The sequence below is a fragment of the Mucilaginibacter polytrichastri genome, assembly GCF_001911425.1.
In the GTDB taxonomy this organism is placed as follows: domain Bacteria; phylum Bacteroidota; class Bacteroidia; order Sphingobacteriales; family Sphingobacteriaceae; genus Mucilaginibacter; species Mucilaginibacter polytrichastri.
Genome location: NZ_MPPL01000001.1, coordinates 2,376,341 through 2,390,797, shown reverse-complemented (window position 1 = coordinate 2,390,797; position 14,457 = coordinate 2,376,341). Strand labels below are relative to the sequence as shown.

Below are 14,457 nucleotides of genomic sequence, written 5' to 3'. Positions count from 1 at the left end.
CGGATTTCAATAAACAATTAAAATTATGAGTACAGATCCAAAAGCAATTTTTAACGAGAATCTGATCGAAAGCAGTGTGGTTACCCTGATCAAAAAGGCAGAAGGTTATTTTGTAGCGGCGATCAATAATCCTCCGCTTAACCTGTTAAACCCCGAAGTTTTTGCCGGTCTTATCCTGGTGAAGGAGTTCGCAACAGATAACCCCGAAGTTAAAGTGCTGGTATTCGAATCTGCTGTCAAGAACTTCTTTATGGCGCACATTGATACTTCGCGTTTACAGGAAGTGCCGGAAATTCCCGGTGCCCGGAATATTATTAAAGAGTTGCCGCTGTTCAGTCACTGGTTGACCACCTCACCGGTGATTACTATCGGAAAGATCAGGGGACGGGCACGGGGCGTTGGCAGCGAATTGCTTTGCGCCATGGACATGCGTTTCGCCAGCCGTGAAGATTCACGTCTTTGCCAGCTGGAGGTTGGTTTCGGACTACTGCCTGGTGGCGGTGGGATCGAATGGCTTCCAAGACACACCGGCAGGGGGCGTGCATTGGAGATCATCCTGAGTGCCGACGATTTTGACGCGGAGACCGCAGAACTGTATGGTTGGATAAACCGCGCGGTTACCGATGAGGATCTTGATGATTTTGTGGACGAACTGGCCACCCGTATCGGGAAATTTTCCGGTGCGGCCCTTGCAGCCGCAAAGGCGCTGGTCATCAAACATTCGGGCATCCCGACACTGGAAGAATTAGGCGAAAGCTTTCAGGGATTTCTGAAGCTGGCCTCCGGGCCTGATGCGGTAGAAGCACTGAAAAAAGTAAGGTCATTGGGATGGGGAACGCCTGAAACGGAATGGAACCTGCCGAATTATTAACATAACTGATTCTAAAAAAATGAATATGATAGCATCGGGATCTGCAACGTGGCAGGGCAAATGGAAAACAGGCAGCGGAACCATATCGACAAAAAGTGGTGCGGTAAAGGGCAAGCCATATACGTTTTCAAGCCGTTTTGAAGGAACAGCCGGAGGCAGCCCGGAGGAATTATTGGCAGCAGCGCATTCCGCCTGTTACAACCAGGCACTGGCCAATGTGCTTGATCATGCCGGTTTGGAACTCAAAAGCGTGGACTCAAGAATAGATATTGTACTTGGCTACAACGATGCCGGTCATCCGCAGATCAAAGGGGCTATTCTTGTCGTCACGGCTAAAATACCCGGGGCAAACTATGATCAGTTTCTACTGCTCGCAGAAAAGGCGAAAAAGGTATGTACTATCTCTCAGATCCTGACGCTGGAGCCCGTGCTTCAGGCTTATCTGGTTACCTGATCTCCATTAATTTTTATAAAAACACTAAAAATACCCGGTTCGTCCGGCTTATCAACCCAAATAATTTTAATAAACATTTAAGCTTAAAAAAATGAAAAAACTAATAATGCTAATGACGCTGAGTGTAATCGGATTCACCACGTTTGCCCAAAAGAATAAAACAATTGTACTTGTGCACGGTGCATGGACGGACGCATCTTCCTGGCAGGCAGTTACGCCCTTGTTGAAGGCAAAAGGCCATGAAGTTATTGAAGTAAACCTTCCGGGGCATGGCAAGGACAGCACCGCAATCACGGCAATTTCCTTTCAGAGCTATGTAGAAACGGTAAAAGCTGCTATCGGTGATCGAAAAAATGTGATACTGGTAGGACATAGTATGTCGGGTCTGGTGGTCAGCCAGGTGGCTGAAGAGATACCAGGCCAAATCAGCAAACTTATTTATCTCGCCGCCTTCCTTCCTAAAACAGGCGAGAGCCTCCTTTCACTTGCACAGACAGACGCCGGCGCGCATATCGGCAAGTACCTGGTGATCGATAAAGAAAACGGCATTGCCGGTGTCAAAAAAGAAGGTATTATTGAGTGCTTTGCTGCGGATGCCCCACCGAAGATCGGTCAGTATATCGCTGACAACCTGAGGCCTGAACCGTTGGCACCGTTGGCAACGCCGGTTACGCTTACCCCGGAAAAATTCGGTTCAATTAAAAAAGTTTATATCCATACGGTTAACGATATGGTTGTCAGCATTGGACTTCAGGAAAGAATGGTGAAAGACGCGCCGAACGTGGTAAAGGAATACACCTTGCAAAGCAGTCATACGCCCTTTATTTCAATGCCTGATAAGCTTGCGGCAATTATATTAACAGAATCTAAATAGGTCACTGGTTCGGCGTAATACAGGCTTGAACCTTTAAATCAGCTAAAATGGATCAGAAAAAAAACGAGTTGCTTGACTTTGTAGTGAAAGCACATGGCGGCATCGAAAAATGGGAACAATTTAACAATGTGACGTTACAGCTAAAGATAGGCGGGGAGACCTGGAAGATCAAAGGCCAGGAAAATATCCTGAGCGATGTCACTTTCACCGCCAATACCAAATTTCAGTATGCGAACTACTATCCGGTTTTTGGCCCGGAGATCAGGTCGGTATTTGAATACCAGCGCGTCGCATTGGAAGACCGGGCAGGGAAACTCATCGAAGAGCTTTTAGACCCGCGCGCCTCGATCCTGAACCATCTTGCCGGAACCTGGAGCAAACTGGAGGCGATATATTTCGCCAGCTACGCCGCCTGGACCTATTTTACTTCGCCGTTCATTTTTACCTATCCGGGTTTTGTCACCAATGAGATCGAACCGTGGATAGAGGGGGACGAAACATGGCGAAGGCTGGAAGTCTTTTTTCCTGATCATATTGAGACCCATAACAAAAGGCAGGTATTTTATTATGATGCGGCCGGGCACCTGAGAAGGCATGACTACTGGGCTGACGTTTTTGGTAAAACGCCAACAGCTCATTATGTTTTTGACTACCGTGAGTTCATGGGGATCAAATTGCCGACTAAACGAAAAGTGTATTCACAGGATGGGCAAAATGGATTTAAACCCGAGCCGGTCTGGATCGATATTGAAGTAACGGATGTCAAATTTTCCTGAGTAAACTAATCTTAATTGAAAATGGTATAGAAATTTGCATTTGAGACCAGTCGGTCTTATTTGGGTCATGATGACAAAAGGCCAGATAACCCGAAATATGATCATAGAAAGGTCTGCCCCTGTTTTTAACAAAAAAGGTATTGCCGGCACTTCCATCAGCGAGTTTATGGAAGTGACCGGTCTTGCCAAAGGCGGTATATACCGGAATTTTGAGAGCAAGGACGAGATCAGTACCGAGGCTTTCAATTTTTTGTGTAATCAGCTTTCTGAAGGTATCAGCGGAGTTGTCAAGGTAAAAGTGACCGCAAAGGATAAACTTTTTGCTTTGCTTGACTTTTACAGGGACGTTTTGGTAATCAATGACGGAGGCTGCCCATTACTGAATTTTGGTGCGGAAGCTGACGACACCAACCTAGTGATCCGAAAACTGGCAGGGGAAAAGATAAAAGCACTTCAGGCCAGGATCAGCGGGTTAGTGGACAGCGGTATTTCAGCAGGAGAATTTAATTCGGGCACGAACAGCAGCCATTTTGCTGTTTAAATGTTCCCAATGCTGGAAGGCGCCATGCTGGCCTGCCGGACGTTCGGTGATACCCAGCAAATGCGGATTGTGAACGAAATGTTAAAAAATGATATAAAAGAGTTCAGCCTATAAATTTTTGTCCTTTCTGCGACCGTTCAGTTTCACCGGTTAGTAGATACTTAAACCAATATTATAAATTGTTACCTCATGAAAGCAGTTATTTTAACGAAGATCAATGAGCCATTACAAGTTCAGGAATTAGAAATCCCGGTTCCCGGTAAGGGTGAAATACTCATCAGAGTGTATGTAGCCGGGGTAAATTACTCGGATATACAAAAATATAAAGGACGGTATTTCAATATGCCAGTGCTGCCGCTTACCCTCGGCCTCGAAGTAGCCGGAATTGTTGAAGTTAACGGGGAGGATACAAACCAGGCACTCCATGGTAAGCGGGTTGTAGCGCTTCTCGGAAAGATGGGCTTTCAGGGCGGCTTTGCTGAATATGCACTTGCGAAAGAAGAGGAAGTGATTGAATTACCCGATAATGTATCCTTTGAAGACGGCCTTGCTGTGCCTGTTCAGGGGCTAACTGCCTGGTTCCTTCTAACTGAACAGGCGAGGATCAGTAGCGGTGACAGCATCTTTATCCATGCCGCTGCCGGGGGCGTTGGTACTATTGCTATTCAGTTGGCCAAGATCCTCGGTGTTAAAAAAGTAATTGCGGGGGCAAGTAGTGAAGATAAATTGACCCTGGCACAGTCGCTCGGTGCAGACGTGCTGATCAACTACAGCGAACCTGGCTGGACAGATAAAATAATGGCGGCGACCGAAGGCAAAGGGGTTAATATTATCCTGAGTTCAGCAGCCGGAGATATCGCGACAGACAGTTTGAAGATCCTGGCTCCCTTTGGCAGGTTGCTTGTACTCGGTTCCGTTTTTTCAACGAACTGGACTTCGGCACACATTGCTGCACTTATGGGCAAGAGCCAAAGCATAGCCGGCTTCTTTGTAGGCTCTTATACTGAATTGCCGGAAAATTACAACAAAGCTTCCGCCTATCTGCTAGAGCTGATTGCCGAAGGCAGCCTTAAAATTGTATCAGGTTTTAAGTATGAGCTGAACGATGCGCAGCAGGCTTTGGATGATATCGATTCCAGGATGACCATGGGCAAAGCCGCGCTCCGGACAGCATTTTACACAGTAAACAACTAATTATAAATCTCCGGATAGGTTACTCCTGATGGACAGCATTTAAAATATGAAAGCAATAGTAACGAAACAACAGGGTGGGCCTGAAGTGCTTACACTGGCCGACGTACCCGTCCCGGTTTATCAGGACGATGATGTATTGATCAGCATTAAAGCTATCGGCATTAATCCGGTCGATGTTTTTACCCGTCAAAACGGATATTTCGGTGTCTTTCCAGAAATCCTTGGCCTTGACTTCGCCGGCGTCGTAGCGCAAACCGGAAGTAAAGCAACAAAGTTCAAGCTTGGTGACCGGGTGGCGGGCCTGCGCCCTTCGCCGAAAGACCCGGGTGCCTATGCCGAATTTACGCTTGCTAAAGAGACGCAAATCGCACTGATCCCCGATAATGTATCCTTTGAGGTTGCGGCTTCGTTGCCGGTAGCGGCGCTGACTGCTTATCAGGTATTGTACCAGGACATGGATCTGAGGTCCGGTCAAAGTATTCTCATCCATGCCGGAGCGGGGGGCGTTGGTGTTTTCGCCATTCAACTGGCCAAACTTCGTGGCTGTTTCGTCTATGCGACCGGATCACCGGAAAATTTCAAATACCTTACAGAACTTGGTGCTGATGTAACCATTGATTATAAAACAAAGAACTTTTCCATAGCCAGGGGGGTAGATGCCGTTCTCGATCCGATTGGCGGGGATACCAGGGAATTGTCGTATCCATTAATTAAAAAGGGTGGTATTCTCGTATCCATTTTGCCGTACCCGATTAAATCTGACCGCGTTGACAGCGGGGAGATTCGTGCCATCACCCAATATGTTAAACCGGTCAGCTTTGACCTTGACGATATTCTGCATCTCGTGTCCGAAGGAATGATCATCCCTGAGATCCAGGAAATAATTCCCTTTGTAGAAATCGCGCGAGCCCACGAAATCGTTGGCGCCAAACACACCAGGGGAAAGATCGTGCTGAATCAAATCTAAATACTATATACCGGCACCTCAACTGATGAAAGTTGAAGTGCCTTATTAATATGGAGCCGCTGTTTTTTATTGTCAGCAGGCTATTTGTTTAATCAACTAATGAAAATATGTCTGAATGTATTTATAATCCGTTGCTGGATTACATGAGAAGGTTAGTGGAAATCGATGATGCTGCAGCTGAGTTTATTGCTGCTAAGACCAAATTAGTATCGGTGGCCAAGGGTAGTATGCTTTTTAATTCCAAGGAAACCGCCCGGCACATCTATTTTATCGTTTCCGGTAAAGCCCGTTCCTATTACACGGATTATTCCGGAAAAACAATCACCTGGATGTTTCATTATAACAGTTGTACCAGTAATACAAAAAACCTGTTCCTGGTTGATTACAAAAGCTTCCTCACACATACGCCTGGAACCATGTCTATCGAGGCATTGACAGATGTAACCCTCATTCAGTTCGGACACAAATTCTTTGAGCAGGCTTATGTCGAGCTTCCTCAGTTCGAGCAGTTTATGCGAATGCTTAATGAAAGTGCTTTTATCGTGACCTATGACCGGGTTTATACGTTGCTCACGATGAATGCTACTGATCGCTACCTGAAAGTGCTAAGCGAAGAACCGCATCTCATCCAGCTTTTTTCAAACTACTATCTTGCATCTTATTTGGGGGTTGCTCCGCAGTCGCTTAGCAGGATCCGGGCAGGGCTGAATACTGTGGCGGAACCGGGAAAATGTACATCTGATTTAAAAACAGTATCGGCAGATGGAAAATAGAATTAGTCAAATCCGTGCCATTCTGACTGCGCAGCTTGATCGGCCGCTGACCGAATCCCCTTCTCCGTTCATGTGCTGGCTGGCACCCGTAGTTAGGGAAGTCGGGGAGGAGGGACTTACCTTTGACTACACCATCCGACCCGAAATGGCCAATCCAATGGGCACATTGCATGGCGGGATTACCGCCGGAATAATGGATGATCTGATCGGCGCAACGGTTATCTGCATGGGGCGTCAATACTTTTATACGACGGTCAATAATACCATAGATTACCTGGCAACAGCTAAAGTAGGAGAAACCGTTACCGGTAAGACTACCATAGTCCGTGCAGGTCGGCAAATCATCAATATTCAGTTCGAATTATGGTATCTGCCCAAAAAGCGGTTGCTTGCGCGCGGTAACTCCAATATGCTGAAGACCGATATTCCAATGCCGGAATCAGGCATTGCTTCCACCTAAAAATCATTATTAATTCATAAACAATCAAAAATTATCTATGACAGCAGAACAAACACAGCAATTTATTATCGGCGGCGAGTGGAAAAATATCGCTCCGGAGGTACGCCCAAGTATCAGCAAATCAGCGGCAGGCGCTATTCAGCCGTTTTACCTGACCCGGCTATTCAAATATAGCGAGCCGGATATATTTGAATGTACCGTCATCAATTATGCAGATCCGAACGCTAAAGTACCGCTGGTGAGCATTTTTATCAAATGCCACCTGATTTGGCAGGGTGAACATCCGCTTGCAACAGGTGCGTACAAAGTGGATTATGTAGCCGATATCGCTTATGAGGTTACGCCGTTGCATCAGGGATTTGCAGATGCCGTAAACAAGGTCCCTTCAGCAACACTGGATACCTGGGAAGTGGGAAAGGTACAAAGCGTATTGGCCAAAGCCTTTATACCCTTCGGGCTTTCTGCTGATGAGACCTACGTGGATTATGACCTCATCTATGTATATGGCGATATGCTTTTCAACGGTAGCAAAAATGTGGATGGGCGCGCGTTTGACAAACCGGAAAACAGGCCGACCAATCTGCAACTACCACTTGTTAGGAATAAGCAATAACAGCAAAATTTTTATCTAACATTCTGTAAGGCATCAAATTGGATTGTCAGTCAGGGGTCAATAAGAAACAAAAGCCCTCACAATATTTTTATTATGAACGATTGTTCATATATTTGTATTGTTAAACTGATCATGATGTTGATGAGTGTTGTTTTGATGTGATTGAGTGAAAGGTCCGGTGAAAGTAACTGATAACTATTTTCTTTTAAAAGCCGGATCTTTTTTATACCTCATCGAAACGGACAGGCCCCGATCCAGGTGTTGTTGAACGGCTATCCCGGTAACCCTTCACAATATTTCTTTCTGAACTTGTCCTTTGCCAGTCTGTTAATTGGCGATTAGCATCAGGTGATCAGTGTAGTAATGAACGAGAGGTCATTATATTTGTACACTTACAACTTCAGGGGCATGTCAAAAGCAGAAAAAACCAAACAATTTATCATAGAACAGGCTGCGCCGGTCTTTATGACCAGGGGCATTGCCGGAACATCTGTCACTGATCTCATGCAGGTTACCAAGATGTCCAAAGGGAGCCTCTATGTACACTTCGCCAATAAGGAAGAACTCGCAGTCAGTGTCGCAGCCTACAATCTGGAATTGTTTGTGGCCAAGTGCCTGGAAGCTGTTCAGGAATTCAAAACACCAAAAGAGCGCATGATCGGCATGCTTGAATTTTTAAGTGACCCATTGCATCCGCCTGTGGCCGGTGGGTGCCCCATGATGAATTTCGCTATGGAGGCTGATGATACAGATCCTGTTATTCTCGGTAAGGTTGCCAAGACCATCTCGGACGTGCAGAGTTTCTTTTCCATTACCGTAGAAGAAGGGATACAGGAAGGCCAGTTTAAAAAGACATGGGATGCTAAAATATTTGCCATCAAAGCTTACGCCATGATGGAAGGCGGGATACTGATCTCCAGGGCTTCCCAAAACATCGATCAGATGGGGATTTTAATCGGGCTTATCAAAGCTGAGGTTGAAGAGAATAGCTTATAACAGACAGCTTATTTGTTTACCATGTTCCCAGCTGTTTTAACAAGTTGATTGCTTTGTAATGATTAAATGCAGCGACATTTGATTGCGTTTTCCATTAAAAAATCCCAATTATATACGCTTACAAGATTTCTCAACCATCTTTTGAACCATTTTTAATTACTTACTCATAATGCCGTTGCCTTCGGCCCGCGCTGTACGCTTTATCTGCTATGCAGGATGCCACTTCCATCACTAACGGTAGACATTTTTACTCCACAAAGATGATCTTAATAGTCATCCATCAGCGCTTATTTTCCCTCAACCATTATCCATCAGTTAGTTGAATTTCAGTCCCTGAATTTGGACATTTTAAAACCGAAATTCACGAATCAATATCATTTGAACTTGCGTCCATAAGAAACAGGTCAAATAAAACATAATATATCCCAGTTAGCGTACTTTTTTGCAGATGACCGAGCTATTATTTTCAGCAATCAGACTTGAACCGCTCTGAAAGGTATTTGTTAAATAGGTGGTTTGCATCCAATTAATGTTGTAGGTGCCCCCATTGCTGAAACCATCTTACTGCATTCCGCTCGCCTCACTTCGTAAAATGGTATTCAGCCCCGCGAAAAAACTGTTATCACAGCATTTTCTTTATCCTCCCCGCACTTTTCATCGCCTACGGCTCCAACGGCATTTTTTATTGTAATCCGTTTTATTTTTAGGCGAAACGGGTAAAAAGCGCAGCTAATATCTTGCCGGAGATAGCGGTGGGTTTTGCAAAAGACTACGGCATAAACGGTTTCCTCCCCAGAGGGTCCCCTCCAATTATTCCGTTTCTGGGGCGTTTTTATTAATCCCCTCGATAAGATCGGGCACATCGTCATTTACCAACAGCTGATATTCAGCAAACTGACCACCCTTTTACTGATCTGCTTAGTCAGTATAGGGACACTGGCAAAAAAGAAAACAGACCTTGATGCAAAAAAGCATATCGTCTACCCGCTTGCCCTCGGTCTGCTTTTATTTTTTGGCAGCATCGTTTACATGGGCAGGGCTTCGCCCATAGCGTTGCCTTACACCAGCTGGTTTAACCTGCTCTACCTGATCTGCTCTTTCTTAGGCGCATTGCTGATTAGTGTTTCCATGGACAATATCTCCAAAATGATCAAATCTGGTCTTGGAAAGGATAAGTGGAACACGGAAGCCGAAAGTTTCATGCAGCCTGTTAAACGAATAGAAACCCCTTATTCGGTCAATATTCCGATGCTGTTTTACCATAACCGCAAAGTCAGAAACGGTTGGATCAATATCTGTAACGTTTTTCGGGGGACGATTGTAATCGGGACACCCGGATCGGGCAAAAGTTTTTCAATCGTAAATCCCTTTATCAGGCAGCTGATTGCCAAAGAGTTTGCGGTATGCCTATACGATTTTAAGTTTCCCGACCTCGGACATATCGCTTATTACCATTATCTGCTTGCCAAACAGTCCGGCAAAATGAAAGGCTACGCTTTTCATGTGCTGAATCTGAACGAGATTGAAAAAAGCCGCCGCATTAATCCCTGGCGGGCTGACTATATCCGCTCACTGGCAGATGCTGCCGAAACTGCCGAGGCACTGGTTGAAGCCTTGAAAAAAGGTGACCGGTCGGGGGGAAGCGATCAGTTTTTTACCCAATCCGCCATAAACTTCCTGGCATCCTGTATCTATTTCCTCAGCAAACATGCTGATGGCCAGTATTCAAGCTTACCACACGTACTCGCGCTGCTAAACAGATCCTACGAAGAAATATTTAATGCGCTGGTTTCCGAACCGGAACTAAAATCCCTGCTATCTCCTTTTATGACCGCATTTCATGCCAAAGCATTCGATCAGCTCGAAGGGCAGGTAGGTACCCTTAAAATTTTTATCAGCCGTTTGGCCACGAAAGAAACCTTCTGGGTGTTCTCCGGTGATGATTTTAACCTGAAAATATCCGGTAAGGATTCACCTGGAATTTTAGTACTGGCCAATGATCCCAATACGCAAAACATCAATTCCGCCTGCTACTCTATTGTGATTAACCGCCTGACCAAGCTGATCAACACCAAGGGTAACTTGCCATCTGCACTCATTGTAGATGAAGTGCCCACCCTGTTTGTCCATAAGGTTGAAAATCTGATTGCAACCGCCAGGAGTAATAAAGTGGCTGTATTGATGGGCCTGCAGGAATTGCCCCAGTTTAATCAGCAATATGGGAAAGATACCGCTGCGACGATTACTTCGGTTATCGGCAATGTACTATCCGGCTCCGTACGGAATAAGGAAACTTTGGAATGGTTGGAACGCATTTTTGGAAAGTCAAAACAGCTTGGCGAAGGCCTTTCTATTGACCGGAACAAAACATCAACCTCACTGAATGAGAAACTGGAAGTGCTCATACCCGCGGGCAAAATTGCCTCGCTCAGCGCCGGGGAAATGGTCGGCGTCATAGCTGCCGACGCTCAGGAGAAATTCACCGGACAGTTCGAGACTTCGGCCATAAACTGCCGCATCAACCTGAACATGAAAGAGATCGCCATAGAGGAAAAGGGATATAAAGCCCTGCCTACTTACTATGACTTTGATGGCAAGAAAGATGCAAAGCTCACGCAGAACTTTTTCAGGATCGGCCAGGAAATTCAGGACATCGTACTGCTGTTCAAACCTGAAGCCAAACCAACACCACCAAAAGTAACCATGAAAAATCAATAAGATGGTACAACAAAAAGTACTTACAGGAGCATGGTCATGGCGCATCCAGAACAAATACTTACGGTATTTATTAACCCAAATTTTAAACCTTTAAATGTAATCTGATGAACAAGAATGAGCTTCACGGCACCCTTGTGCTCGTACACCCCGGCCTTGAAAATGACCCTGCCGGCCAACAGGGAAAGGTCGGTATCCTTACTTATGTAGATTCAAGCGACGAAATATTTGTCAGTTTCGACAATAACCAAACTGAAGGGAAATATTCCCCTAACGCGTTGCTGCAATTAAAAGACCGGAGTGAATTATATCCTGCAATGATGGAGGAAGCGGCATCGATGAATCTCGAGGATTATAAAGACCTCTACAAAATCAGCCTCTTACAAGATCGTGGCAGAAATATCGATATCTGGAACGCTTTGGAGATTGCCGGAAACAACCCGGCGATATGGAGTCGAAGCCTTGTGCCGGTCGAAAATAGCATTCCATTAAAAATGGATCAATTCGTTGGCAGGTGAAAGCCTGGATAACCTGCTGCCTGATCTGCCTGCCACTTAAAAATCTTCGCCTGAATTCTTCCTATGGTTACCGTATCCATCCCATTACCGGAAAATATGCTTTTCATGCTGGCGTAGACTTTCACGCCCGCGCCGATACGGTATTCGCCATCATGGATGGTCTGATCACCGAAACAGGCTATTACCCAGATCTCGGCATTCACATCAAACTCGATCATGGCGACCTCCAATTTATTTATGGACACCTCAGTCAGGTATTTGTGTTGCCTGGTGATACGGTAAGCAGCGGAACGGCAATCGGTATTACGGGTGCAACAGGCCGCGTGACCGGAGAACATCTTCATCTGGCCATAAGGGATCACTGCAAATACATTAACCCAATTAAATTTTTATACGAAACACTTATTAAAAATCATCATGAGTAAACAATTCAAACCGCTGTTTGAACAGCTTGCAGAAAAGCTGTCAGCAGAACTCAGGGCAGGTACCTCGCCCTTGCAGAAACCCATTAAGGAAAATGGAATGCCTGCCTTTGTAACCCCGATCAACCCGATTACCGGGAAAGGTTATAGCGCCTTAAATACTATCGCTTTAGCGTTGAAAGGTCACGATGACCCAAGATGGATGTCCGCGGAGGCCGCACGCTATGCGGGAAATTATGTTAAAGAAGACGCAAAGGGAACCCTGATCAATTTTCCGAAAACCAGCGACATCCAGGCCATACGCACTCCGGACGGCGCAAAAGTTGTCGGTGAGGATGGAAAGACGCAAACGAGAACAGTAGAGTTCGCCAAGCCTGAAAAAGGGGTTGCCTTCCTGTTTAACGCAGAACAGATCAAAGACTTCCCGCCACTGGAAGATTTCCTGAAAAAACAACAGGAAGCGCAGCCTTTAACACCGATAGAAAGAGCAGAAAAATTAATTGCGGATAGCAAGGCTGTCATTGTTCACGGCGGCCAGGAAGCATTTTATGATAAGGCCAAAGATGAAATCCACCTGCCGGAGAAAGATCAGTTTGAAAATGAAACCAAATACCTGCAGGCCGCGATCCATCAACTGGCACATTGGACCGGCCACGAGAGCCGTCAGAAACGTCCTATGGAAGGTAGATTTGGCTCGCAGGAGTATGGCCGGGAGGAATTTCGTGCTGCAATCGCTTCCATGCTCATTGGCGGGGAGCTTAAGATCGGCCACAACTTTGGCCCGCATGCTGCCTATGCAACCAATTGGGCAAAAACCTTAAAGGATGATCCATACGAGCTTTCAAAAGCTGCTTATGACGCACAAAGGATTGCGTCAATGTTATTGGGTGTCGGCAAAAAGAAGGAAATAAAGGAAGGTGCAGGTGTTGAGGTAGGATTTAAAAAAGGCGACCAGATCGCCTATTCAGATACTACCTACAAAGTGCTGGAAACTTATAAAAACAAAAACATCAAGGTGGAGGATGCTAACGGCGGCCGCATCAATGTCAAGCCAACTGATGTGCTTTATAAATCTCTCCTGGAAGCAAAAGCAAACCCAATGGAACCGGAAATGGTGATCTCTGAAGAACAGGAGCAAGAACAAGGTCAAACCAATAAAATAGGGAGATAAGATGAACCTGATCCGATATAATGAAAAAGATCTCCCAATGAAAGAATTGGAGACAATAGGGTTGGCCGAAAAAGGTCAGCTCCTGATCAATGTGAATGATTTAAAGGCTTTGCTTTCTGGCCGCCGAACCGGTCTGCTTAATCTCAAAAACCTTGAAGCCGAAAATATCAAAATCAAGGCGCTGGATGCCAAAATATCCCTTCAACCGGCAGGCAATGGCAAAACCGAGTTGCTGGTGCACCCGATCTACAGAAAGCCGGCAACACCGGACTTTCTGGAAGATTTTGAAGCTAAAGAATTAGAGAAAGGGGAGGTGGCCAGTCTATTGAAAGTAACCAAAGATCGAAAAGGCGATACCAAAGAGGTTTTGGTGGAATACGACCCGGAAACACGGGAATTTATTATTTCTGATACAGAAAAGGTCATGGCCCCTGATATGATCAATGGTGAAAAGCTAACACCGGCACAGAAGGAGAATTACCGGAAAGGGAAGGAGGTTGCATTAACGGACGACACCAAACTTAATTATTCAGGCAAAGATGTGAACGGTATCCGGTCGAATAAACTGGCACTGATCGCGTCCATTATAATTGACGGCGGCATCTCTTACATGTTATATACTGGCCTTAATGCGATGTTCGGTGAGAAACATGATGAAACAACGGCCAAATCATTGAGTAAGGGTTATTACAACACTGTTTTAGAAATGGAAGACCAGCGCCCGGACTTTTCAGATAACCTTCGCAAGGCGAAGCCTGTAATTTCCCGATAGTGAATCCGCTGCTTACAGCGCTGGGAATCCCAAACGCGGTTCAGGAATTCTTTGATATCGATGAACTGGTATTTAGTTATGGTGAGCACTTTGAGCATTACGACATGGGCTTTCACCGGGTGCCGACCACTAAAAACTTATGGATTGCCGGGAGCGCCGTTACCCGCGAAGTGATCATCACCTCAACCGCGATGGAGGCGATAGCTTATCTCGCCGTCAACCTGAATAGTTACCCCAATCTGCAATCGCTATCTTTTATTGCTATTGGCAACCTGCCGCACCCCGGACAATTGAACTGGATCAAAACCCACTTTCCCAAACGGAAATTTACGCTCGTTTT

At 45.7% G+C, this 14,457-nt stretch carries 17 protein-coding genes; all 17 read left to right on the top strand.

Translation table 11 applies throughout. The features are described 5' to 3' along the window. Nucleotides 1-25 precede the first annotated feature (25 nt). Nucleotides 26-871 (top strand): enoyl-CoA hydratase/isomerase family protein, encoded by an 846-nt coding sequence (locus RG47T_RS10330; RefSeq protein WP_083627365.1) that lies wholly within the window; start codon nt 26-28, stop codon nt 869-871. A gap of 19 nt (nt 872-890) precedes the next feature. Beyond that, complete coding sequence (locus RG47T_RS10325) at nt 891-1,325, top strand: OsmC family peroxiredoxin (RefSeq protein ID WP_074489357.1); 435 nt, start codon at nt 891-893, stop codon at nt 1,323-1,325. Nucleotides 1,326-1,416: 91 nt separating this feature from the next. Continuing rightward, nucleotides 1,417-2,199 carry an alpha/beta fold hydrolase gene (locus RG47T_RS10320; RefSeq protein WP_074489355.1) on the top strand — a complete coding sequence of 261 codons (783 nt, stop codon included), beginning with the start codon at nt 1,417-1,419 and terminating at the stop codon, nt 2,197-2,199. Nucleotides 2,200-2,246: 47 nt separating this feature from the next. After that, nucleotides 2,247-2,975, top strand: a complete 729-nt coding sequence (locus RG47T_RS10315) for a hypothetical protein (protein ID WP_074489353.1) — start codon at nt 2,247-2,249, stop codon at nt 2,973-2,975. A 97-nt stretch (nt 2,976-3,072) separates the two neighbouring features. Further along, a complete protein-coding gene (locus RG47T_RS10310; protein WP_171972510.1) occupies nt 3,073-3,516 on the top strand; it encodes a TetR/AcrR family transcriptional regulator in 444 nt (147 codons plus the stop codon). A 189-nt stretch (nt 3,517-3,705) separates the two neighbouring features. Continuing rightward, nucleotides 3,706-4,710 (top strand): quinone oxidoreductase family protein, encoded by a 1,005-nt coding sequence (locus RG47T_RS10305; protein ID WP_074489351.1) that lies wholly within the window; start codon nt 3,706-3,708, stop codon nt 4,708-4,710. A 46-nt stretch (nt 4,711-4,756) separates the two neighbouring features. Beyond that, nucleotides 4,757-5,677, top strand: a complete 921-nt coding sequence (locus RG47T_RS10300; RefSeq protein ID WP_074489349.1) for an NADP-dependent oxidoreductase — start codon at nt 4,757-4,759, stop codon at nt 5,675-5,677. A gap of 107 nt (nt 5,678-5,784) precedes the next feature. Next, nucleotides 5,785-6,450 (top strand): Crp/Fnr family transcriptional regulator, encoded by a 666-nt coding sequence (locus tag RG47T_RS10295; protein ID WP_074489347.1) that lies wholly within the window; start codon nt 5,785-5,787, stop codon nt 6,448-6,450. Continuing rightward, nucleotides 6,440-6,910: a PaaI family thioesterase gene (locus RG47T_RS10290; RefSeq protein WP_074489346.1), complete on the top strand. Its 471-nt coding sequence runs from the start codon at nt 6,440-6,442 to the stop codon at nt 6,908-6,910. Before RG47T_RS10295 ends, RG47T_RS10290 begins: the two co-directional genes overlap by 11 nt. A gap of 37 nt (nt 6,911-6,947) precedes the next feature. Further along, nucleotides 6,948-7,523 carry a hypothetical protein gene (locus RG47T_RS10285; protein WP_074489344.1) on the top strand — a complete coding sequence of 192 codons (576 nt, stop codon included), beginning with the start codon at nt 6,948-6,950 and terminating at the stop codon, nt 7,521-7,523. Between the two features lie 408 nt (nt 7,524-7,931). Beyond that, a complete protein-coding gene (locus RG47T_RS10280; protein WP_074489343.1) occupies nt 7,932-8,519 on the top strand; it encodes a TetR/AcrR family transcriptional regulator in 588 nt (195 codons plus the stop codon). Between the two features lie 834 nt (nt 8,520-9,353). Continuing rightward, nucleotides 9,354-11,237, top strand: a complete 1,884-nt coding sequence (locus RG47T_RS10270) for a type IV secretory system conjugative DNA transfer family protein (protein ID WP_083627363.1) — start codon at nt 9,354-9,356, stop codon at nt 11,235-11,237. A 104-nt stretch (nt 11,238-11,341) separates the two neighbouring features. Next, nucleotides 11,342-11,752: a hypothetical protein gene (locus RG47T_RS10265; RefSeq protein WP_074489340.1), complete on the top strand. Its 411-nt coding sequence runs from the start codon at nt 11,342-11,344 to the stop codon at nt 11,750-11,752. Then, nucleotides 11,749-12,177, top strand: coding sequence for a M23 family metallopeptidase (locus RG47T_RS10260; RefSeq protein ID WP_074489339.1), 429 nt, complete (start codon nt 11,749-11,751; stop codon nt 12,175-12,177). Before RG47T_RS10265 ends, RG47T_RS10260 begins: the two co-directional genes overlap by 4 nt. Continuing rightward, nucleotides 12,170-13,345 carry an ArdC family protein gene (locus RG47T_RS10255; RefSeq protein WP_074489337.1) on the top strand — a complete coding sequence of 392 codons (1,176 nt, stop codon included), beginning with the start codon at nt 12,170-12,172 and terminating at the stop codon, nt 13,343-13,345. The genes RG47T_RS10260 and RG47T_RS10255 overlap by 8 nt, the downstream gene beginning before the upstream one ends. A 1-nt stretch (nt 13,346) precedes the next feature. Continuing rightward, nucleotides 13,347-14,117 (top strand): DUF4099 domain-containing protein, encoded by a 771-nt coding sequence (locus RG47T_RS10250; protein WP_074489336.1) that lies wholly within the window; start codon nt 13,347-13,349, stop codon nt 14,115-14,117. Further along, nucleotides 14,117-14,457: hypothetical protein (locus RG47T_RS26370; protein ID WP_216351040.1), on the top strand; the 341-nt coding region annotated here is incomplete at its 3' end. The genes RG47T_RS10250 and RG47T_RS26370, both read left to right, overlap by 1 nt.

What these genes read in the sequence shown, in the direction of transcription:
- RG47T_RS10325 (WP_074489357.1), top strand. Translation starts at nt 891, where the DNA reads ATGAATATGATAGCATCGGGATCTGCAACGTGGCAGGGCAAATGGAAA.
- RG47T_RS10290 (WP_074489346.1), top strand. Translation starts at nt 6,440, where the DNA reads ATGGAAAATAGAATTAGTCAAATCCGTGCCATTCTGACTGCGCAGCTT.
- RG47T_RS10285 (WP_074489344.1), top strand. Translation starts at nt 6,948, where the DNA reads ATGACAGCAGAACAAACACAGCAATTTATTATCGGCGGCGAGTGGAAA.
- RG47T_RS10315 (WP_074489353.1), top strand. Translation starts at nt 2,247, where the DNA reads ATGGATCAGAAAAAAAACGAGTTGCTTGACTTTGTAGTGAAAGCACAT.
- RG47T_RS10305 (WP_074489351.1), top strand. Translation starts at nt 3,706, where the DNA reads ATGAAAGCAGTTATTTTAACGAAGATCAATGAGCCATTACAAGTTCAG.
- RG47T_RS10250 (WP_074489336.1), top strand. Translation starts at nt 13,347, where the DNA reads ATGAACCTGATCCGATATAATGAAAAAGATCTCCCAATGAAAGAATTG.
- RG47T_RS10255 (WP_074489337.1), top strand. Translation starts at nt 12,170, where the DNA reads ATGAGTAAACAATTCAAACCGCTGTTTGAACAGCTTGCAGAAAAGCTG.
- RG47T_RS10280 (WP_074489343.1), top strand. Translation starts at nt 7,932, where the DNA reads ATGTCAAAAGCAGAAAAAACCAAACAATTTATCATAGAACAGGCTGCG.
- RG47T_RS10265 (WP_074489340.1), top strand. Translation starts at nt 11,342, where the DNA reads ATGAACAAGAATGAGCTTCACGGCACCCTTGTGCTCGTACACCCCGGC.
- RG47T_RS10300 (WP_074489349.1), top strand. Translation starts at nt 4,757, where the DNA reads ATGAAAGCAATAGTAACGAAACAACAGGGTGGGCCTGAAGTGCTTACA.
- RG47T_RS10330 (WP_083627365.1), top strand. Translation starts at nt 26, where the DNA reads ATGAGTACAGATCCAAAAGCAATTTTTAACGAGAATCTGATCGAAAGC.
- RG47T_RS10320 (WP_074489355.1), top strand. Translation starts at nt 1,417, where the DNA reads ATGAAAAAACTAATAATGCTAATGACGCTGAGTGTAATCGGATTCACC.
- RG47T_RS10310 (WP_171972510.1), top strand. Translation starts at nt 3,073, where the DNA reads ATGATCATAGAAAGGTCTGCCCCTGTTTTTAACAAAAAAGGTATTGCC.
- RG47T_RS10295 (WP_074489347.1), top strand. Translation starts at nt 5,785, where the DNA reads ATGTCTGAATGTATTTATAATCCGTTGCTGGATTACATGAGAAGGTTA.